The sequence below is a fragment of the Kluyvera sp. STS39-E genome (genome assembly GCF_040932435.1).
Taxonomy (GTDB): Bacteria; Pseudomonadota; Gammaproteobacteria; order Enterobacterales; family Enterobacteriaceae; genus Kluyvera.
The window spans coordinates 508660-529529 of record NZ_JBFQGA010000001.1; the positions used below are offsets into that span (position 1 = coordinate 508660).

At 56.2% G+C, this 20870-nt stretch carries 13 protein-coding genes; 12 read left to right on the top strand and 1 reads right to left on the bottom strand.

Annotated elements, in window-relative coordinates:
* Positions 1–8 precede the first annotated feature (8 nt).
* The 11 genes from ptsP (at position 9) to recD (ending at position 17943) form a co-directional block, all read left to right on the top strand.
* On the top strand, positions 9–2255 hold the full coding sequence (gene ptsP / locus AB4K05_RS02495) for a phosphoenolpyruvate--protein phosphotransferase (protein WP_368478435.1): 2247 nt from the start codon (positions 9–11) through the stop codon (positions 2253–2255).
* Between the two features lie 276 nt (positions 2256–2531).
* Positions 2532–3404 (top strand): prolipoprotein diacylglyceryl transferase, encoded by an 873-nt coding sequence (lgt, locus tag AB4K05_RS02500; RefSeq protein ID WP_368478436.1) that lies wholly within the window; start codon positions 2532–2534, stop codon positions 3402–3404.
* A 6-nt stretch (positions 3405–3410) separates the two neighbouring features.
* Positions 3411–4205, top strand: coding sequence for a thymidylate synthase (gene thyA, locus AB4K05_RS02505; protein ID WP_368478437.1), 795 nt, complete (start codon positions 3411–3413; stop codon positions 4203–4205).
* A 168-nt stretch (positions 4206–4373) separates the two neighbouring features.
* Entirely contained in the window at positions 4374–4832 is a 459-nt protein-coding gene (locus AB4K05_RS02510) for a prepilin peptidase-dependent protein (protein ID WP_368478438.1), read from the top strand.
* On the top strand, positions 4826–5380 hold the full coding sequence (locus AB4K05_RS02515) for a prepilin peptidase-dependent protein (protein ID WP_368478439.1): 555 nt from the start codon (positions 4826–4828) through the stop codon (positions 5378–5380). The genes AB4K05_RS02510 and AB4K05_RS02515 overlap by 7 nt, the downstream gene beginning before the upstream one ends.
* On the top strand, positions 5377–5781 hold the full coding sequence (locus tag AB4K05_RS02520) for a DUF2509 family protein (protein WP_368478440.1): 405 nt from the start codon (positions 5377–5379) through the stop codon (positions 5779–5781). Before AB4K05_RS02515 ends, AB4K05_RS02520 begins: the two co-directional genes overlap by 4 nt.
* Entirely contained in the window at positions 5766–6086 is a 321-nt protein-coding gene (locus AB4K05_RS02525) for a prepilin-type N-terminal cleavage/methylation domain-containing protein (protein ID WP_368478441.1), read from the top strand. The genes AB4K05_RS02520 and AB4K05_RS02525 overlap by 16 nt, the downstream gene beginning before the upstream one ends.
* A gap of 12 nt (positions 6087–6098) precedes the next feature.
* Complete coding sequence (gene recC / locus AB4K05_RS02530) at positions 6099–9470, top strand: exodeoxyribonuclease V subunit gamma (RefSeq protein WP_368478442.1); 3372 nt, start codon at positions 6099–6101, stop codon at positions 9468–9470.
* Positions 9471–9655: 185 nt separating this feature from the next.
* Positions 9656–12529 (top strand): pitrilysin, encoded by a 2874-nt coding sequence (gene ptrA, locus AB4K05_RS02535; protein WP_368478443.1) that lies wholly within the window; start codon positions 9656–9658, stop codon positions 12527–12529.
* 39 nt (positions 12530–12568) lie between these two features.
* On the top strand, positions 12569–16108 hold the full coding sequence (gene recB / locus AB4K05_RS02540; RefSeq protein WP_368478444.1) for an exodeoxyribonuclease V subunit beta: 3540 nt from the start codon (positions 12569–12571) through the stop codon (positions 16106–16108).
* On the top strand, positions 16105–17943 hold the full coding sequence (gene recD, locus AB4K05_RS02545) for an exodeoxyribonuclease V subunit alpha (RefSeq protein WP_368478445.1): 1839 nt from the start codon (positions 16105–16107) through the stop codon (positions 17941–17943). The genes recB and recD overlap by 4 nt, the downstream gene beginning before the upstream one ends.
* 111 nt (positions 17944–18054) lie before the next feature.
* Here the strand turns inward: recD and argA are convergent, their stop codons facing one another.
* Entirely contained in the window at positions 18055–19386 is a 1332-nt protein-coding gene (gene argA / locus AB4K05_RS02550) for an amino-acid N-acetyltransferase (RefSeq protein WP_368478446.1), read from the bottom strand.
* A 229-nt stretch (positions 19387–19615) separates the two neighbouring features.
* On the opposite strand from argA, the gene amiC reads away from it, so the two are divergent.
* Positions 19616–20866 (top strand): N-acetylmuramoyl-L-alanine amidase AmiC, encoded by a 1251-nt coding sequence (gene amiC, locus AB4K05_RS02555; RefSeq protein WP_368478447.1) that lies wholly within the window; start codon positions 19616–19618, stop codon positions 20864–20866.
* Positions 20867–20870 lie beyond the last annotated feature (4 nt).

Genomic DNA, 20870 nt, shown 5'->3' on the forward strand with positions numbered 1-20870 from the left:
CGCACATTATGCTCACTCGCTTACGCGAAATTGTTGAGAAGGTCGCGAGTGCGCCTCGGCTAAACGAGGCGCTGGATATTCTTGTCACCGACGTCTGTCAGGCGATGGAGACAGAAGTTTGTTCAGTTTATCTCGCCGACAACGATCGACGTTGCTTCTATCTGATGGCGACCCGCGGCCTCAAAAAACCGCGCGGTCGTACCATCACGCTCGCCTTTGATGAAGGTATTGTGGGCCTCGTCGGTCGTCTGGCTGAACCCATCAACCTTGCCGATGCGCAAAAGCACCCTAGCTACAAATACATTCCTTCCGTAAAAGAAGAGCGTTTCCGCGCCTTCCTTGGTGTACCGATTATTCAGCGTCGCCAACTACTGGGCGTGCTGGTGGTGCAGCAACGTGAACTGCGTCAGTTTGACGAAAGCGAAGAGTCTTTCCTCGTAACGCTGGCAACGCAAATGGCGGCGATTTTCTCTCAATCGCAGCTGGCTTCGCTATTTGGTCAGTATCGCCAGACCCGCGTGCGTGCGCTGCCGGCATCGCCGGGCGTCGCTATTGCCGAAGGCTGGATGGACGCCACGCTGCCGTTGATGGAGCAGGTATATGAAGCCTCCTCGCTGGATACGGCGCTTGAGCGTGAACGCCTGACCGGTGCGCTGGAAGAGGCGGCTAGCGAATTTCGTCGCTACAGCAAACGCTTTACTGCCGGTGCGCAAAAAGAGACGGCGGCGATTTTCGATCTCTATTCCCATCTGCTATCCGACGCCAGTCTGCGCCGCGAGCTATTTGCCGAGGTCGATAAAGGCGCGGTGGCGGAATGGGCGGTGAAAAAGATCGTCGAGAAATTTGCCGAACAGTTTGCCGCACTGCGTGACGGCTACCTAAAAGAGCGCGCGGGCGACTTACGCACATTGGGGCAGCGGCTGCTGTTCCACCTCGACGACACCACCACCGGGGCCAACGCTTGGCCTGCACGTTTTATTCTGGTGGCAGACGAACTCTCCGCCGCGACGCTTGCCGAGCTACCGCAGGATCGTTTAGCGGGTGTCGTGGTTCGCGACGGCGCGGCTAACTCCCACGCGGCGATTATGGTTCGCGCACTGGGAATTCCTACGGTGATGGGCGCGGATATCCAGCCGTCGATTCTCCATGGCCGCACGCTGGTAGTGGACGGCTATCGCGGCGAACTGCTGGTCGATCCTGAACCGATCCTAATACAGGAATACCAGCGCCTCATCAGCGAAGAAAATGAACTCAGCCGCCTAGCGGAAGGGGACGTTGACCGCCCGGCGGAGCTTAAGAGCGGCGAGCGTATCAAAGTGATGCTCAATGCAGGCCTGAGCCCTGAACACGAACAGATGCTGGGACGCCGTATCGACGGCATTGGCCTGTACCGCACTGAAATTCCTTTTATGCTGCAAAGCGGTTTCCCTTCTGAAGAGGAACAGGTGGCGCAGTATCAGGGCATGCTGCAGATGTTTAACGACAAGCCCGTCACGCTGCGAACGCTTGACGTCGGGGCCGATAAACAGTTGCCGTATATGCCCATCAGTGAAGAGAATCCGTGTCTGGGCTGGCGCGGGATCCGTATTACGCTCGATCAGCCAGAGATCTTCCTCGTTCAGGTTCGCGCTATGCTGCGCGCCAACGCGGCGACCGGCAACCTGAGCATTCTGCTGCCGATGATCACCAGCCTTGAAGAGGTGGATGAGGCGCGTCGTCTGATCGACCGCGCGGGGCGCGAAGTAGAAGAGATGATCGGCTACGCCATTCCTAAGCCACGCTTGGGGATCATGCTGGAAGTTCCGTCGATGGTCTTTATGCTGCCGAACTTGGTTAACCGTATCGATTTTATCTCGGTCGGTACCAATGACCTGACCCAGTACGTATTGGCGGTAGATCGCAACAACACTCGGGTGGCCAGCATATACGATAGCCTGCACCCCGGCATGATTCGGGTGCTGTCGATGATAGTCCAAGAAACCGAACGCTACGGTATCGATCTCCGTCTGTGCGGCGAAATGGCAGGCGATCCGATGTGTGTAGCTATTCTGGTTGGTCTGGGCTTCCGCCATCTGTCGATGAACGGCCGTTCGGTGGCGCGAGTGAAATACCTGCTGCGTCACATTGACCTTCAGGACGCACAAACGCTGGCACAGCGTAGCCTTGATGCGCAGATGTCCACCGAAGTACGCCACCAGGTTGCCGCGTTTATGGAGCGCCGTGGCCTTGGCGGCCTGATTCGCGGCGGATTGTAAGAACGAGATCCCTGTAGGCCGGATAAGGCGAAGCCGCCATCCGGCATTTTAGGTACATTGCCGGATGGCGGCTTCGCCTTATCCGGCCTACGTTTACCATCCTTCTGTGCACTGCGATATCGGGGATGCCGGGTTATACATATCTTTTACATCTTCACCGCATCATCTCTCATCCCCCTTGTGTTATTATTCGCAACTTTGGAGCGTCTGAAGCCTACGGCGCGCATCTCTACCGCTGTCCACTTTCGGCGGAATAACAAGCATTTGTGGTGACAGATGAATAGTGGTTATCTGCGTTTCCCGGACATTGATCCGGTTATTTTTTCCATCGGACCGGTTTCCCTGCATTGGTACGGCATGATGTACCTTGTGGGCTTTATCTTCGCAATGTGGTTGGCCACGCGTCGTGCCAATCGTCCGAACAGCGGCTGGACCAAAAACGAAGTTGAAAACCTGCTGTACGCGGGCTTCCTCGGGGTCTTCCTCGGTGGACGTATCGGCTACGTTATGTTCTACAACTTCGACTTGTTCTTGCAAGATCCGCTCTATCTGTTCCGCGTCTGGGACGGCGGGATGTCCTTCCACGGCGGCCTGATTGGGGTGATCGTGGTGATGATTATCTTCGCCAAACGCACCAAGCGTACCTTCTTCCAGGTCTCTGACTTCATCGCACCGCTAATCCCGTTTGGTTTAGGCTGTGGCCGCCTAGGTAACTTTATCAACGGCGAACTGTGGGGCCGCGTCGATCCGAGCTTCAAGTACACCATGCTGTTCCCAGGCTCCCGAGCGGAAGATATTGCGCTGCTGCCATCGCACCCAGAATGGCAAACGCTGTTTGACACCTACGGCTCGCTGCCGCGCCATGCTTCTCAGCTGTACGAACTGGCGCTCGAAGGCGTGGTGCTGTTCCTCGTCCTGAACTTCTTTATCCGTAAGCCACGCCCGGCAGGCTCGGTCTCCGGCCTGTTCCTGATTGGCTACGGCCTGTTCCGCATCATCTGTGAATTCTTCCGCCAGCCGGATGCACAGTTCACCGGCGAATGGGTTCAGTACATCAGCATGGGGCAAATCCTTTCCGTGCCGATGGTTCTTGTGGGTATCATTATGATGGTTTGGGCGTTTCGTCGTCCGCAGAAACAGATTTCCTGAGGAAGCATGAAACAGTATCTTGAACTGATGCAAAAGGTGCTCGATGAGGGCACCCCGAAAAATGACCGCACCGGCACCGGCACGGTCTCCCTGTTTGGCCACCAGATGCGCTTTAACCTGCAAGACGGTTTCCCGCTGGTGACCACCAAGCGCTGCCATCTGCGCTCCATCATCCATGAACTGCTGTGGTTCCTGCAGGGTGACACCAACGTCGCCTACCTGCATGAAAACAACGTCAGCATTTGGGACGAATGGGCCGATGAAAACGGCGACCTTGGTCCAGTTTATGGCAAACAGTGGCGCGCATGGCCGACGCCTGACGGCCGTCACATTGACCAGATCACTACCGTTGTGAACCAGCTGAAAAACGACCCGGACTCGCGTCGAATCATCGTTTCAGCGTGGAACGTCGGCGAGCTGGACAAAATGGCGCTGGCACCGTGCCACGCGTTCTTCCAGTTCTACGTGGCGGACGGCAAGCTTTCCTGCCAGCTCTACCAGCGCTCTTGCGACGTCTTCCTCGGCCTGCCATTTAACATCGCCAGCTATGCACTGTTGGTGCATATGATGGCGCAGCAGTGCGACCTGGAAGTGGGCGACTTTGTCTGGACCGGCGGTGACACCCACCTGTACAGCAACCACATGGAACAGACCGCGCTGCAGCTGACCCGCGAACCACGCGCGCTGCCGAAATTGGTTATCAAACGTAAGCCTGAATCGATCTTCGACTACCGTTTCGACGACTTCGAAATCGAAGGTTACGACCCGCATCCGGGGATTAAAGCGCCAGTGGCAATTTAATCGATTTGAACAGAAAACGGCGCTTTCGAGCGCCGTTTTTTTTATCTGTGGAAGCCGCATTCCCGTTTTTTTGCAACTGACTGCAACCACAAAATCACCTCTCGCCCCGCCTCGTAAAACGCTCAATCTCTCCTCGCATGTAATCGCTCGCTGCTCAACACTGCCGCCATGAACAGAGAAAAGGGTTATACCCTGATAGAAACATTGGTCACCATGACTCTGGTGCTTACCCTCAGCGCTTCGGGCTTATATGGCTGGCAACGCTGGCAGCAGTCGCAACGCTTGTGGCAAACCGCCAGCGCGCTGAGGGATTACATGTTGTATCTCAGAAGCGACGCGAATTGGCACAACGTTGACCGTCGACTGCGGCTGAATCGAACGGCCGAGCGCTGGTGCATGGTTGCCGATGACGCCGTGCTGACGGACTGTCCTGCGAATAATCCCGCTGTTTTTCGACCGCGATGGGCTGAAGTAGAAATCAGTAAAATGACGCCTAATTTGGCCTTCTATGGCCTACGCAATACCGCTTGGGCGGGCAGCCTCGTGCTTTCAAGCGTGGCGGGCCGTTGGAGCGTTATCGTTTCAGGCTGGGGGCGTGTTCGTCTGTGCGAGGAGTCCACATGCTAATGCGCGGCTTTTCACTATTGGAGGTGCTAATAGCCATGGCGGTCAGCAGCATTCTGCTGCTTGGGGCTTCGCGATTTTTACCGGCCTTGCAGCTTGGCATAATGCAGCAGATGCGCCAGCAGACGCTCGAGGATGACCTTTGGCAGCAGGTGTTTACGGTGGCAAAACATCTGCAGCGCGCAGGATTTTGCGCGGGAGAGAGCTGTAGCGGCGCGCCACTGTATCTTGCCGCATCCGGCGAATGTCTCATCGCCCGTTGGGACGGCAACGCTAACGGGCGCTGGGAGGCGTCTCCTATGGAAGAGGCCGATAGCATCGGATTTCGTCTGAAATTGGGCGTGCTGGAAACACAGCGCGGTGCGCAGAACTGTGAGGGCGGCGGCTGGCACAAAATGAGCGATGCGACGACGGTGACGGTGACCCGCTTTCACGTCACACAGGCGAGACAGAGCGGTTTCCCGCCGGAATTTGTCATTTCACTTTCGGCCATCACCGGGCGGGGTGAAACGGCGAGCGCACAATACAGCGTGACGGGCTATAACCTATGAATCGCGAACGAGGTATCTCATCTCTGGCGATGGTGCTGATGCTTTTACTGTTAGGCAGCTTGATGCTCCAGGGGCTTAATCAAGCTCAGCGACAGCAGTTAGCAAGGGTCAACGATGAAACCCGCGCGTTGCGAAAAACTGCGATTGTTCATTCGGCGATACAGTGGGGGAAAGTACAGCAATGGCCGGTGACGGCAGGGACGCAGTGCCGAAGCTTTGATGAAACCAGCCGTGTGTGTCTGCAACAGTTTGCCGACGGTGCGCTGTTGCTGACCGCCCAAAGCGACGCCCTGCGCTTATGGCAATCTGGAACTTGGGATGCAGATGGTATTCATTTTTCAGCGCACGGCTGGAGCGATTTCTGCCCGCTAAAAGAGGTATCACAATGTCAGCCACTTTAAAATCACATGGGTTTAGCCTGCCGGAGGTGATTCTGGCTCTGTTTCTGATGGTCAGTGTGGTTACGGCACTTGGCGGATATTACCGTGGGCTGGTGACCGCTAGCGTCCAGCTAAACCACTATCGCCAGCTTTGGCGCCATGCCTGGGAGCAGACGCAGCGGCAGGCAGCCGCGATGCCAGTAGGCTGGCAAAGCCAGAGGCTACAGACATCATCATCATCATGTGTCAGCATCAATGCTACTATTACCACCCCTATGGGCAAGCAGGGGCGCATGACGCGTCTGCATTGTTCGGTCAGTCAGTAGTCAGGAGCGAATATGTTACGGGTCTACCACTCCAACCGTCTGGATGTGCTGGAAGCATTGATGGAATTTATCGTTGAGCAGGACCGGCTGGCTGACCCCTTTGAGCCTGAAATGATCCTCGTGCAAAGTACCGGGATGGCGCAGTGGCTGCAGATGACGCTGTCACAGCGTTTTGGCATTGCCGCCAATATCGACTTCCCGCTACCCGCGAGCTTTATCTGGGACATGTTCACCCGCGTGCTGCCTGAGATCCCCGCTGAAAGCGCCTTTAACAAGCAGAGCATGAGCTGGAAGCTGATGACGCTGTTGCCGGGGATGCTTGATGACGAAGCCTTTATTCCGCTGCGCCATTACCTGACCGATGATGCCGACAAGCGCAAGTTATTCCAGCTGGCCTCGCGGGTAGCTGATCTCTATGACCAATATCTGGTATATCGCCCACAGTGGCTAACCCAGTGGGAGGCCGGAGAGCTGGTCGATGGCGTCGGCGATGCGCAGCAGTGGCAGGCACCCTTATGGAAAGCCTTGGTAGAACACACCGCCGCGCTGGGACAACCGCTGTGGCACCGTGCCAACCTTTATCAACGCTTTATCGATACGCTGGAGCAAAGCGCCACCGCTCCCGCCGGGTTGCCTCCACGCGTCTTTATTTGCGGTATTTCCGCATTGCCACCGGTTTATCTGCATGCTCTACAGGCATTGGGCAAGCATGTGGACATCTACGTGCTGTTCACCAACCCATGTCGCTACTACTGGGGAGATATCAAAGATCCTGCGTTTCTGGCCCGCTTGCTGGCGCGTCAGCGTCGGCACTATCGCGAACAACGAGAGCTGCCGCTGTTTCAGGACTCTCAAAACGCATCGGGGCTGTTTAACGACGAGGGGGAGCAGGACGTCGGCAACCCGATGCTCGCCTCTTGGGGTAAGTTGGGGCGTGACTATATCTATCTGTTGGCGGGGCTTGAGCGCTATCAGGAACTGGATGCTTTTGTCGATATCGAGCCGGACAACCTGCTGCATAACCTTCAGTACGACGTGCTAGAGCTGAAAAACAGCGCTGTTGCCGGTCGTACTGCCGAGGAATTCGCCCACAGTGGCGACAAGCGCCTGCTGTCGGCAGATGATCGCAGCCTGACCGTTCATGTTTGTCACAGCCCACAGCGTGAGGTGGAGGTCTTACATGACCGTTTGCTGGCGATGTTAGAGGCTGACCCTACGCTAACGCCGCGTGACATCATCGTGATGGTGGCGGATATCGATAGCTACAGCCCGTTTATCCAAGCCGTATTTGGCAGTGCGACCGGTGAGCGCTATCTGCCGTACGCCATCTCGGACCGCCGTGCTCGTCAGGCGCATCCGGCGATGCAGGCTTTTATCACCCTGTTGTCACTGCCGGATAGCCGCTTCACCAGCGAAGATGTGCTCGCACTGCTTGACGTTCCGGTACTGGCTGCGCGTTTTAACATTGATGAAGCGGGGCTTTTGCATTTACGCCAGTGGGTTAACGAATCCGGCGTGCGCTGGGGAATGGACGACGACAATGTCCGCGAGCTGGATCTCCCCGCCACCGGCCAACATACCTGGCGTTTTGGCCTGACGCGTATGCTGCTGGGGTATGCCATGGAAAGCAGCCAAGGCGAGTGGCAGGATGTGCTGCCGTATGACGAATCCAGCGGGTTGATTGCCGAGCTGGTCGGGCATTTGGCCTCACTATTGATGCAGCTTAACCGCTGGCGGCAGGTGCTGACGCAGACGCGAACGTTGGATGAATGGCTGCCGGTTTGCCGTGAAATGCTCAACGATTTCTTCTTACCGGATCAGGATACTGAAGCCGCGTTGACGCTGATTGAGCAGCAGTGGCAGGCGATTATCGCTCAGGGCGTTCAGTCACAGTATGACGGTGAAGTCCCTTTGTCGTTGCTTCGTGATGAGCTGGCACTGCGTCTTGACCAAGAACGCATCAGCCAGCGCTTCCTTGCTGGGCCAATCAATATTTGCACCCTGATGCCAATGCGTTCGATCCCGTTCAAAGTGGTCTGCCTACTGGGGATGAACGACGGTATCTACCCACGTGCACTTGCACCGCTTGGCTTTGATTTAATGAGCCAGAAACCGGTGCGCGGTGATCGCAGCCGCCGCGATGATGACCGCTACCTGTTCCTTGAAGCCATGATGTCGGCGGAAAAAGCGCTGTATATCAGCTATATCGGTCGTTCCATTCAGGACAATAGCGAACGCTACCCGTCGGTGTTGGTGCAGGAACTCTTGGATTATATCGGCCAGAGCCACTGTCTGGTGGGCGATGAAGCGCTGAACTGCGACCAAAGCGAACAGCGGGTGAAAAACCACATCATGCATCTGCACAGCCGTATGCCGTTCGACGCCGAAAACTATCAGACCGATGAGCAGCAAAGCTATGCCCGCGAATGGCTGGCGGCGGCAAACCAGCAGGGAGAAGCTCACACTGACTTTATCCAACCTCTGGCGGCGCTTGAATTCACTACGCTGCCGCTTGAGCAGCTACAGCGTTTCTGGCGTCACCCGGTTCGCGCGTTCTTCCAACTGCGGCTCCAGGTTAACTTCCGCAGCGAAGAGAGCGATATCCCCGATACTGAACCGTTCACGCTTGAAGGACTGACGCGCTATCAGCTTAATCAGCAACTGCTCAATACCTTAATTGAGCAGCAGGAGCCGGACAAAATGTACCGCCGTTATCGCGCGGCGGGCGAACTCCCTTACGGCCCATTTGGCGAAATTGCCTGGCAGGCGCAGCGCCAAGAAATGACAGCGCTTGCGAGCCGGGTCATTGAATACCGCAGGCCTGCGCAGAGCATGGAAATCGACCTTGAATGCGACGGGGTTAACATAACGGGATGGTTACCGCAGGTTCAGGACAACGGCCTGTTGCGCTGGCGTCCATCTTTGCTTAGCGTTTCACAAGGAATGCAACTTTGGCTGGAACACCTTGTCTACTGTGCTAGCGGCGGTAACGGCGAAAGCCGATTGCTGCTTAGAAAAGAAGGTGAATGGTGTTTCCCTCCACTGGCGACTGATGAAGCCAATGCCTATCTGGCCCAGTTGGTGCGGGGCTATCGTCAGGGAATGTGCGAGCCGTTGCTGTTTTTACCCGAGAGCGGCGGGGCGTGGATAAAAGCCTGTTACGATGCCGAAAATGATGCCATCTTAAGGGATGAAGAGACGCTGCAAAAAGCGCGCAGTAAATTTTTGCAGACGTACGAAGGTAATATGGTCGTAAGCGGTGAAGGGGCTGACGTCTGGTATCAACGCCTGTGGCGTACGCTGGAAACCGCGCAGTATGAGGCGATTGTTGAACAAACGACCGAGTATCTGCTGCCCGTATTTCGTTTTAATCAGTCATTATGATTGTATAAAAATTGCGCAAGTTGATGGGTTCATTTACTATGCGCAACGCGTCACGGACTGATGAGAGGTAGCCTAGAGGCGGTAATTTCCGCCTGCTGGGACGTCCCCGGTGAGGTGCGCTGACCGGGCTACCTGTACAAGTATTAAGATTTATCAGCAGTATTTGTTAATGGTGAGGTCCGTGAATGCCCCGCAGTATTTGGTTGAGTATTGTTGTTTTAGTCACAGCCCTTTGGGCGACCGTTGGTCAGGCAGACACCGGATGGCAACCGATAAAGGAAACCATCCGTAAGAGCGAAAAGGACACTCGTCAGTATCAGGCGATTACGCTGGATAACCACATGGTTGTTCTGTTGGTCTCTGATCCTCAGGCGGTTAAATCGCTGTCGGCGCTGGTGGTGCCTATCGGTTCGCTTGAAGATCCTGATTCGCATCCGGGCCTGGCGCACTACCTCGAGCACATGACGCTGATGGGCTCAAAAAACTACCCGCAGCCGGACAATCTTGCCGAATTCTTAAAAATGCACGGCGGCAGCCACAATGCCAGTACCGCGCCGTATCGCACCGCGTTTTATCTGGAAGTCGAAAACGACGCCTTACAGGGCGCGGTCGACCGACTCGCTGACGCCATTGCCGCACCGCTGCTGGACAAAAAATACGTCGACCGCGAACGCAACGCCGTAAATGCTGAACTGACTATGGCGCGCACCCGTGACGGTATGCGCATGGCGCAGGTCAGCGCTGAAACTATCAACCCAGAGCACCCTGGCGCACGCTTCTCCGGCGGCAACCTTGAAACGCTGAGCGACAAGCCGAATAGCCCGGTCTACGATGCGCTGCTGGCATTTCGCGACAAGTACTACTCCGCCAATCTGATGAAGGCGGTAATTTACAGCAATAAACCGCTGCCAGAGCTTGCCAAAATGGCGGCGCAAACCTACGGTCGTGTGCCGAATAAAACCATTGAACGCCCGGAAATCACCGTTCCGGTGGTTACCGATGCGCAAAAGGGCATTGTCATTCACTACGTTCCGGCCCTGCCGCGCAAGGTTCTGCGCGTAGAATTCCGTATCGACAACAACTCCGCCCAGTTTCGCAGCAAAACCGATGAACTTATCACCTATATGATCGGCAACCGTACGCCGGGCACCTTATCCGATTGGCTGCAAAAACAAGGGCTAGTGGAAGGGATTCGCGCCGACTCCGATCCGGTGGTGAATGGTAACAGCGGCGTACTGGCCATTTCCGCCACGCTGACCGATAAGGGTCTTGCCCATCGCGACGAAGTCGTTGCCGCCATTTTCCGCTACCTTGACGTGATGCGTGACAAAGGCATCGACAAAAGTTACTTCGACGAACTGGCGCACGTGCTGGATCTCGACTTCCGCTATCCGTCAATAAATCGCAATATGGATTACGTTGAATGGCTGGCAGATACTATGATCCGCGTACCGGTGCAGCATGCTCTCGACGTGGTTAACATTGCTGACCGCTTCGATCCGCAGGCGGTAAAAGATCGCCTAGCGATGATGACCCCGCAAAATGCTCGTATTTGGTACATCAGCCCGAAAGAGCCGCATAACAAAGTGGCTTACTTCGTTGATGCACCGTATCAGGTCGACAAAATCAGCGCTGATACCTTCGCCAAATGGCAGAAGGCTTCCAGCGCGATTGATCTCAACCTGCCGCAACTGAACCCTTATATTCCAGATGATTTTTCGCTGATTAAGCCTGAAAAAGGTGTCGAGCACCCGCAACTCATCGTTGATGAGCCGGAGCTGCGCGTGGTGTACATGCCGAGCCGCTATTTCGCGAGCGAGCCGAAAGCCGATATCACGATGATCCTGCGAAATCCGCAGGCGATGGACAGCGCAAAGAGTCAGGTGATGTTTGCTCTTAATGATTACTTGGCGGGTATTGCGCTGGACCAGCTTAGTAACCAGGCTGCTGTCGGTGGCATCAGCTTCTCAACCGGTGCCAACAATGGCTTGATGCTTAACGCCAACGGCTACACCCAGCGTCTGCCACAGCTGTTCGATGCGCTGCTGCAGGGCTATTTCAGCTATACGGCAACCGATGAGCAGCTTGAACAGGCGAAATCTTGGTACAAGCAGATGATGGACTCGGCGGAAAAAGGCAAAGCCTACGAACAGGCGATTATGCCAATTCAGATGGTTTCACAGGTGCCTTATTTCCAGCGCGATGAGCGCAAGGCACTGCTGCCGTCGATTACGTTGCAAGACGTGATGGACTACCGCAACCAGCTCAAAGCGGGCGGTCGCCCTGAGTTTATGGTTATTGGCAATTTGAGCCGCGAGCAGTCCACCACGCTTGCACGAAACGTGCAGTCGCAGCTAGGTGCACACGGCAACGAATGGTGCCGTAACAAAGATGTGGTGGTCGACAAGCAGCAGAACGTTATCTTTGAAAAAACCGGCAGCAGCACTGACTCGGCGCTGGCGGCGGTATTTGTTCCGCCAAACGTTGATGAGTTCTCGAGCTCGGCGGCAAGTGCCATGTTGGCGCAAATCGTCCAGCCGTGGTTCTACACCCAACTGCGTACCGAAGAACAACTGGGTTATGCGGTGTTTGCGTTCTCCATGAACGTGGGGCGCCAATGGGGCATGGGCTTCTTACTGCAAAGTAATGAAAAACAGCCGGCCTTCTTGTGGGAGCGTTTTAAGGCTTTCTTCCCGACGGCCGAGCAGAAGCTGCGGGCGATGAAGCCGGAAGAGTTTGCCCAGATCCAGCAGGCGGTGATTGCCGATATGCAGCAAGCGCCGCAAACGCTGAGTGATGAAGCATCGCAGCTGAGCAAAGATTTCGATCGCGGTAATATGGCCTTTGATTCACGTGCTAAAGTAGTGGCCCAAATTAAGCTGTTAACGCCGCAGCAACTGGCCGACTTCTTCCACCAGACGGTGGTTGCGCCGCAGGGAATGACTCTCCTGTCACAGGTCTCCGGCAGTCAGAACGGCAAGGTTGACTATGCGCACCCTGAAGGCTGGAAGGTGTGGCAGAGCATTACCGCGTTGCAGCAAACTTTACCGATACGCTAAGTTATCGAGTGGCTTATGCGTAGATAAAAGAGAGAACGAATGACCGATACCGCCGAGTCCCTTGATCCCCTGCGCTTACCCCTCCTCGGTGAGCGCCTGATTGAAGCCTCAGCGGGCACCGGAAAAACCTTCACCATAGCCGCACTCTACCTGCGGCTTTTGCTGGGGCTGGGCGGCGAAGCCGCTTATCCTCGGCCGGTAAACGTCGAAGAGCTGCTGGTGGTAACCTTCACCGAAGCTGCCACCGAAGAGCTGCGCGGGCGCATTCGTAGTAATATTCACGAACTGCGCATCGCCTGCCTGCGTAACGCCACCGACAACCCCCTCTATGCCAGCCTGCTGGCAGAAATCGATGACCTGCAACAGGCAGCAAGCGTGCTGCTATTGGCCGAGCGTCAGATGGACGATGCGGCGGTATTTACCATCCACGGCTTCTGCCAGCGCATGCTCAGCCTTAACGCCTTTGAATCCGGCATGTTGTTTGAGCAGCAACTGATTGAAGACGAATCCCAACTGCGCTATCAGGCCTGCGCCGATTTTTGGCGACGCCATTGCTACCCGCTGAGTCGCGATATCGCGCAGGTGATCGTCGAGTCTTGGAAGGGGCCGCAGGATCTGCTGAAGTCTATCGATCGCTACCTGCAGGGCGAAGCGCCGCAGTTGAAAATGCCGATAAGCGAAACTGAAACGCTGGCGTCGCGGCATCAGAAGATCCTGGCGCTCATTACCGAAATAAAGCAGCTGTGGCTGACGCACGTCGGCGAACTGGATGCGTTGCTGGAAAGCTCAGGCATCGACAGGCGTAAATTTAACCGCGGCAACCAGGGCAAGTGGATCGACAAAATTAGCAACTGGGCGCAGGAAGAGACGCAAAACTACCAGTTGCCCGATGCGCTGGAAAAATTCAGCCAGCCCTTCTTGGCCGAGCGAACAAAAGCGGGCGGTGAAGTCCCCACTCATGCTTTATTTAGCGCAATCGAACGGCTACTGGCTTCGCCGCTCACGTTAAACGATCTGGTGATTGCCCAAGCGATGGTCGAAATTCGTGAAGCGGTGGCTCGGGAGAAACGTCGTCGCGGTGAGCTGGGCTTTGATGACATGCTCAGCCGTTTGGACGAAGCCCTGCACGGCGACAGCGGTGATGCGCTGGCTGCCGCCATTCGCCAGCGTTTTCCGGTGGCGATGATCGATGAATTCCAAGATACCGATCCGCAGCAATACCGTATTTTCCGCCGCATCTGGCGGCAGCAGCCGGATACCGCGTTGCTGTTGATCGGCGATCCCAAACAGGCCATCTATGCTTTTCGCGGGGCCGATATCTTTACCTACATGCGCGCACGCAGCGACGTCGCCGCCCATTACACTCTCGACACCAACTGGCGTTCAGCGCCGGGGATGGTGGAGAGCGTCAACCGCCTGTTTGGGCTAGTCGACAACCCCTTTATGTTCCGCGATATACCGTTTCTGCCGGTAAAATCAGCGGCAAAAAACGCCTCGCTGCGCTTTGAGATAGACGGTGAAAAACAGCCGGCTATGAATCTCTGGCTGATGCCCGGCGAGGGGGTGAGCGCGGGCGATTATCAAAACGTCATGGCCGAGCAGTGTGCGGCGCAAATTCGCGACTGGTTAAGCGCGGGTCAGCGCGGCACGGCACTGCTGTGGCGCGGCGATGAGGCTCGCCCGGTGCAGGCATCTGACATTACCGTACTGGTGCGTAACCGCCAGGAGGCGTCGCTTATCCGTGATGCGCTCAATGCGCTTGCTATCCCATCGGTGTATCTCTCGAATCGCGACAGCGTATTTGAAACCCCGGAAGCGCAGGAACTGCTGTGGGTACTACAGGCGGTGCTGACGCCGGAGCGGGAAAATACGCTACGCAGTGCGCTGGCAACGGCGATGTTTGGCCTTAACGCGCGGGATCTCGAACAGCTCAATCAAGATGAAAATGCTTGGGATGCGTTGGTAGAAGAGTTCAGCGAGTATCGTAATATCTGGCAGCGGCGCGGCGTTATGCCAATGCTTCGCGCGCTGATGAATGCCCGAAAGCTAGCGGAAAACCTGTTGGCGACCCACGGCGGTGAGCGGCGTTTAACCGATATTCTGCATCTGAGCGAGCTGCTGCAAGAGGCTGCCACTCAGCTTGAGAGTGAACATGCGCTGGTGCGCTGGCTCAATCAGCAGGTAGCTGAACCGGACACCAACGCTTCCAGCCAGCAGATGCGGCTGGAGAGCGACAAACACCTTGTGCAGATTGTCACCATTCACAAATCGAAAGGGCTGGAATATCCGCTGGTCTGGCTGCCGTTTATCGCCCGTTTCCGTAAAGAGAAGCAGGCGTTTTACCACGACCGCGAGTCATTTGCAGCGGTGCTCGATCTCAACGAAAGCGATGAGAGCCTTGAGCTGGCGGAGGCTGAGCGTCTGGCCGAAGATCTGCGTCTGCTGTACGTTGCCTTAACCCGCGCCGTCTGGCACTGCAGCTTGGGAATTGCGCCATTAACCGCTCGCCGCAGCGATAAGCCAACCGACACCGAATTGCACCACAGCGCGCCGGGACGGCTGCTGCAAAAAGGCGAGGTGCTGACAGCCGCTGGGCTGGAAACTTGCCTGCGCGCGCTGTGCGACGAGCATATTGCGCTGACGCTGGTGACACCGCCGGACAATACCCGCTGGCAGCCGGTGCAGGGCGAGATGCCAGAACTGGCTGCGCGTCAGGTGCTGCGACGGATACTCGATGACTGGCGAGTGACCAGTTATTCCGGCTTACAACAGAGCGGTCACAGCGTGGCGCAGGACCTATTGCCGCGTCTGGATATTGACGCCTCTGGCACCGGCGACACGCTGCCGGAAAAGCTGATGACGCCGCATAATTTTCCGCGCGGAGCATCGCCGGGCACCTTCCTGCATAGTCTGTTTGAAGATCTTGATTTTACCCAGCCGATTGACCCGGCGTGGATGCGCGAAAAACTGCTCAATAACGGCTTTGGTGAAGAGTGGGAACCAGTGCTAACCGAATGGATTTCTCAGGTACTGGCGGCTCCGCTGGCGGATACCGGGATATCGCTCAATCAGCTTAGCGCCCGGCAAAAGCAGGTGGAAATGGAGTTTTATCTGCCTATCGGCAAAGTCCTCGACGCCCGCGCGCTGGATGCGTTAACCCGCCGCTACGACCCGTTATCCGCAGGCTGCCCGGAGCTGGATTTCCGCCAGGTTCGCGGCATGCTGAAAGGCTTTATCGACCTTGTGTTCCGCCACGATGGGCGCTATTACCTGCTGGACTATAAGTCCAACTATTTGGGTGAAAACGGCGAAGCCTACACCCAGCAGGCGATGGCGCAGGCGATGCAGTCGCACCGCTATGACCTGCAATATCAGCTGTATAGCCTCGCGCTACATCGCTACCTGCGCCACCGTATGGCCGATTACGATTACGAGCGTCACTTCGGTGGCGTGATTTACCTGTTCCTACGCGGGGTTGACGGCGAAGCGGGACAGCAGGGCATTTTTGTCACCAAACCTGAACCTGCGCTCATTATGGCGATGGATGCCCTGTTTGCTGGAGAGGAATTAAACGCATGACGCTGGAACAACGCCTGCTGGAAGCCGTCGAACTCAAGCTACTGCGCCCGCTGGACGTCCAGTTTGCGCTGATGGTGGCGCAGAATGAACACCCGGCGGTGATGCTAGCTGCCGCCATGCTCAGCCGTGATACCGGCGAAGGGCACGTTTGTCTGCCGCTCTCGCACTTGAATCCCGTGATGCAGCCGAAAGGTCGTAGCCGGGAGCTGTGGCAACAGCTATTTGCCGATGCGGGAGCGCCCGATGATTGGGCTGCGCTATTGCTGGCTTCACAGGCGGTGAGCGATGGAGAGAGCCCATTGCCGCTGATTTTAAGCGGTGAACGTCTTTACCTGAACCGGATGTGGCATAACGAACTGACGGTTGCCCGCTTCTTTAGCGACACCCAAGCACCGTTTAGCATTGATGAGCCGCAGCTGACCGCGACGCTAAATACGCTATTTCCGCCAAGTTCGACGGTGGACTGGCAAAAGGTTGCCGCCGCCGTGGCGCTCACCCGTCGCATTTCGGTTGTCTCCGGTGGCCCCGGCACAGGTAAAACCACGACCGTCGCCAAACTGCTGGCGGCGCTGGTGCAAATGGCTGGTGCGCAAAAGTGTCGCATTCGCCTCGCAGCCCCCACAGGGAAGGCAGCGGCAAGATTAACGGAATCGTTGGGTGCCGCCCTGCGTAAACTGACCCTAACCGGGGAACAAAAGGCGATGCTGCCCACTGAGGCCAGCACGTTGCACCGCCTGTTAGGCGCGCAGCCCGGAAGTCAGAAGCTGCGCTACCACGCGGATAACCCATTGCATCTCGACGTGCTGGTGGTCGACGAAGCCTCCATGATTGACCTGCCGATGATGGCACGGTTGATTGATGCGCTGCCTCCACACGGGCGGGTGATTTTCCTTGGCGATCGTGACCAGCTGGCCTCGGTCGAAGCCGGAGCGGTGCTCGGGGATATCTGCAGTTGGGTGAATGCGGGCTATACCGCCGAACGTGCGCATGAGCTAAGTCGGTTAACCGGTACCGAGGTGCCGGCTGGGGAAGGTAATGCGGCGAGCGCACTGCGCGATAGCCTGTGTCTGTTGCGCACTAGCTATCGTTTTGGTCGCGACACCGGTATCGGAACGCTGGCCAGTGCAGTCAATCAGGGCGATAAAAAAGCCGTCGCTGAAACCTTTGGCCGCGGATTTAACGATATCGAACTTAAGCCGCAGCGTACAACGGATGACTACGCTGCCATGCTCGACGATGCGCGCGCGGGTTACGGGCACTATCTCCAACTGCTGCGTGAACGTGCCGACCCGGCGGTGATTCTATCGGCGTTTGGCGAATATCAGCTACTGTGCGCCCTGCGTGAAGGGCCTTGGGGTGTTAGCGGGCTGAACACGCAGTTTGAACAACTGCTGACGCGTCATCGACAGATTGTGCCGCAGCGCCATTCGCGCTGGTATGAAGGCCGCCCGGTGATGATTACCCGCAACGACAGTGCGCTGGGGCTGTTTAACGGCGATATCGGCATTGCGCTAGATCGCGGCCAGGGAATGCGCGTCTGGTTCCCGATGCCGGATGGCAGCATTAAATCCGTACAGCCAAGCCGCCTGCCGGAGCACGATACCGCCTGGGTAATGACGGTGCACAAATCGCAGGGATCGGAGTTTACCCACGCAGCGCTAGTTTTGCCTACGCAGATTGTTCCGGTGGTGAGTCGTGAACTGGTTTATACGGCAATCACCCGAGCAAAAGCGCGTTTGTCGCTGTATGCCGATGAAAACCTGCTGGTGCAGGCCATTGCTACGCGCACCGAACGGCGCAGCGGGCTGTCGGCGATATTTGCTGAGATGAAATGAGAGCTGTATTGCCTGATGGCGCTGTGTATATCAGGCCTACAGTCGGTGCGTTGGGGAAGCTATTGTAGGCCGGGTAAGCGCAGCGCCACCCGGCAAAATAACGCACTAAGGTTAAGCCAGATCGGTCATCAGCACCTTCGACCGCCGCTGATAGTTATATAGCTGCTTTTTACTTTCCGGCAGCAATTCCACATCTACCGGCTTAAATCCGCGTTCTTGGAACCAGTGAATGCTGCGCGTCGTCAGCACAAACAGATGATTTAAGCCCATCTGTTTTGCCTGGGCGGCAATACGCTCAAGCAGCACTTCACCACGCGACGAACTGCGGTAGTCTGGATGAACCGCCACGCAGGCCATCTCGCCAATTTTCTCTTCCGGGAACGGATACAGCGCAGCGCAAGCGATGGTGGTGTTATCTCGCTGAATAATGGTGAACTTGTCGATCTCCATCTCCAGCTGTTCGCGCGAACGGCGTACCAGAATTCCCTGTTGCTCAAGCGGGGCAATTAAATCGAGGATCCCGCCGATATCGTTAATGGTTGCGCGGCGAATTTGCTCGGCGCTTTCCATCACAATCTGCGTACCGATACCGTCACGGGAGAACAGCTCCTGCAACAGCGCGCCATCTTCTTGGTAGCTGATTAAGTGGCTGCGACGTACTCCGCTGCGGCAGGCTTTGACCGCACCACGCAGGAAGCGCGCGGTGCCGGAGAGATAGTCGCCTTCTTGTTCCAGCTCTTCAATGCGTGCCTGCGCTTCGTTGGGGAAAAGCTCTGGGACAATCTCGCCATCCTCGTTGTAGACCCCTTGCGATGAGCAAAAGCCAATCATCTTCTCGGCTTTAAGCTTAATCGCCAGTTGGGTAGCTACTTCTTCTGAGGTCAGGTTAAAGCTCTCGCCGGTTACAGAGACCGCCACCGGCCCCATCAGCACGATTGCGCCGTTGTCGAGCTGGCGGTGAATCGCCTCTTCATCAATACGACGAATACGTCCGCTGTGGCAGTAGTCGATACCATCGTCCACGCCCAGCGGCTGGGCGATAATAAAGTTGCCGCTCACCACGTTGATGTGCGCACCCTGGAGCGGGGTGTTGTTGAGGCTCATCGACAGTCGGGCGGTGATATCCAACTGCAGCAGGCCAGCGGCCTGTTTGACCAGTTCCAGCGTTTTGCTGTCGGTTACGCGGATGTGTTTGTGATAAGTCGGCTCGTGGTGATGCTCCGCCAGATTGGCGTCAATCTGCGGGCGCGCACCGTAGACCAGCACGAGGCGAATGCCTAAGCTATGGAGCAGGCCAATATCGCTGACGATACTGGAAAAGTTTTCATGCTCGATGGCTTCGCCGCCAAGCATGATGACAAACGTCTTCCCCCGGTGGGCGTTAATATAGGGGACGGAGTGACGAAACCCCTCTACCAGTTCGGTTCTACGTTCCTTCACCACGGCACAACCCTCAATGCATGATTATTCGTAATTATTGTATTTTTATTCTGTTTTTGGCCGAAAAGCAAGCCGGAATTTGCCTAAGTAGTGGAAAACCTCGCGGCCAATTTCGTTGATCCTACGAATGTTTACCCTTTTATAGATGACAGTTTATTCGCCTTTGGTTAAAGTTTTCGGTCAATCGTATTATGCGTAAACTGAAATTGTTTTTTTTTGCCTGGGATGGAGCATGTCGGGAAGTCAGTCCTTAAGTCGTCGTCGCCTGTTAAAAGGGGCGGGCGCCATGTGGTTATTGAGCGTGAGTCAGGTGGGGTTTGCTGCCGTTAGTCAGGTGGTGGCCGTGCGCATTTGGCCTGCGTCCAGCTACACGCGCGTTACGGTAGAATCCAACCGTGTGATCAAGTATCGACAGTTTGCGTTGAGCAATCCCGACCGCATGGTGGTGGATCTCGAAGGGGTCAACCTGAACTCGGTGCTCAAGGGCATGGGGGCACAAATTCGTGCCGACGATCCCTATATTAAATCGGCACGCGTGGGGCAGTTTGATCCGCAAACCGTGCGCATGGTGTTTGAGCTTAAACAAGATGTAAAACCGCAGCTGTTTGCCCTAGCACCGGTGGCCGGTTTTAAAGAACGTCTGGTGATGGATCTCTACCCGGTCAACAGCAACGATGTCCAGGATCCGCTTCTGGCGCTGCTGGAAGAGTACAACAAAGACGGCCTCGAAAAGCAGGTGCCACCGGCGCAAAGCGGCCCGCAGCCGGGCAAAGCCGGGCGCGATCGGCCGATCGTTATCATGCTTGATCCCGGACACGGCGGTGAAGACTCCGGCGCGGTCGGACTTTATAAAACGCGGGAGAAGGACGTGGTGCTGCAAATTGCCCGTCGCCTGCGCGCGCTGATTGAGAAAGAAGGCAATATGAAAGCCTACATGACGCGCAACGAAGACATTTTTATCCCGTTAAGAGTGCGGGTGGCGAAAGCGCAAAAACAGCGCGCCGATCTTTTCGTCTCCATTCATGCGGATGCCTTTACCAGCCGTCAGCCGAGCGGCTCATCGGTGTTTGCGCTGTCGACCAAAGGGGCCACCAGCACGGCGGCTAAATACCTCGCGCAAACCCAGAACGCCGCCGACTTAGTGGGGGGCGTAAGCAAAAGTGGCGACCGCTACGTTGATCACACCATGTTTGACATGGTGCAGTCGCTGACCATCACTGACAGCCTGAAATTTGGCAAAGCGGTGCTTAAACGACTGGGGCAGGTCAACAATCTGCATAAAAATCAGGTGGAGCAGGCCGGCTTTGCAGTACTAAAAGCACCGGATATTCCGTCGATCCTCGTCGAAACGGCGTTTATCAGTAACGTCGAAGAGGAACGTAAGTTGAAAACTGCAAAGTTCCAGCAGGAGGTTGCCGAGTCGATCCTTGCCGGGATCAAAGCCTACTTTGCCGACGGTGCGACGTTGGCAAGGCGCGGATAAGCCG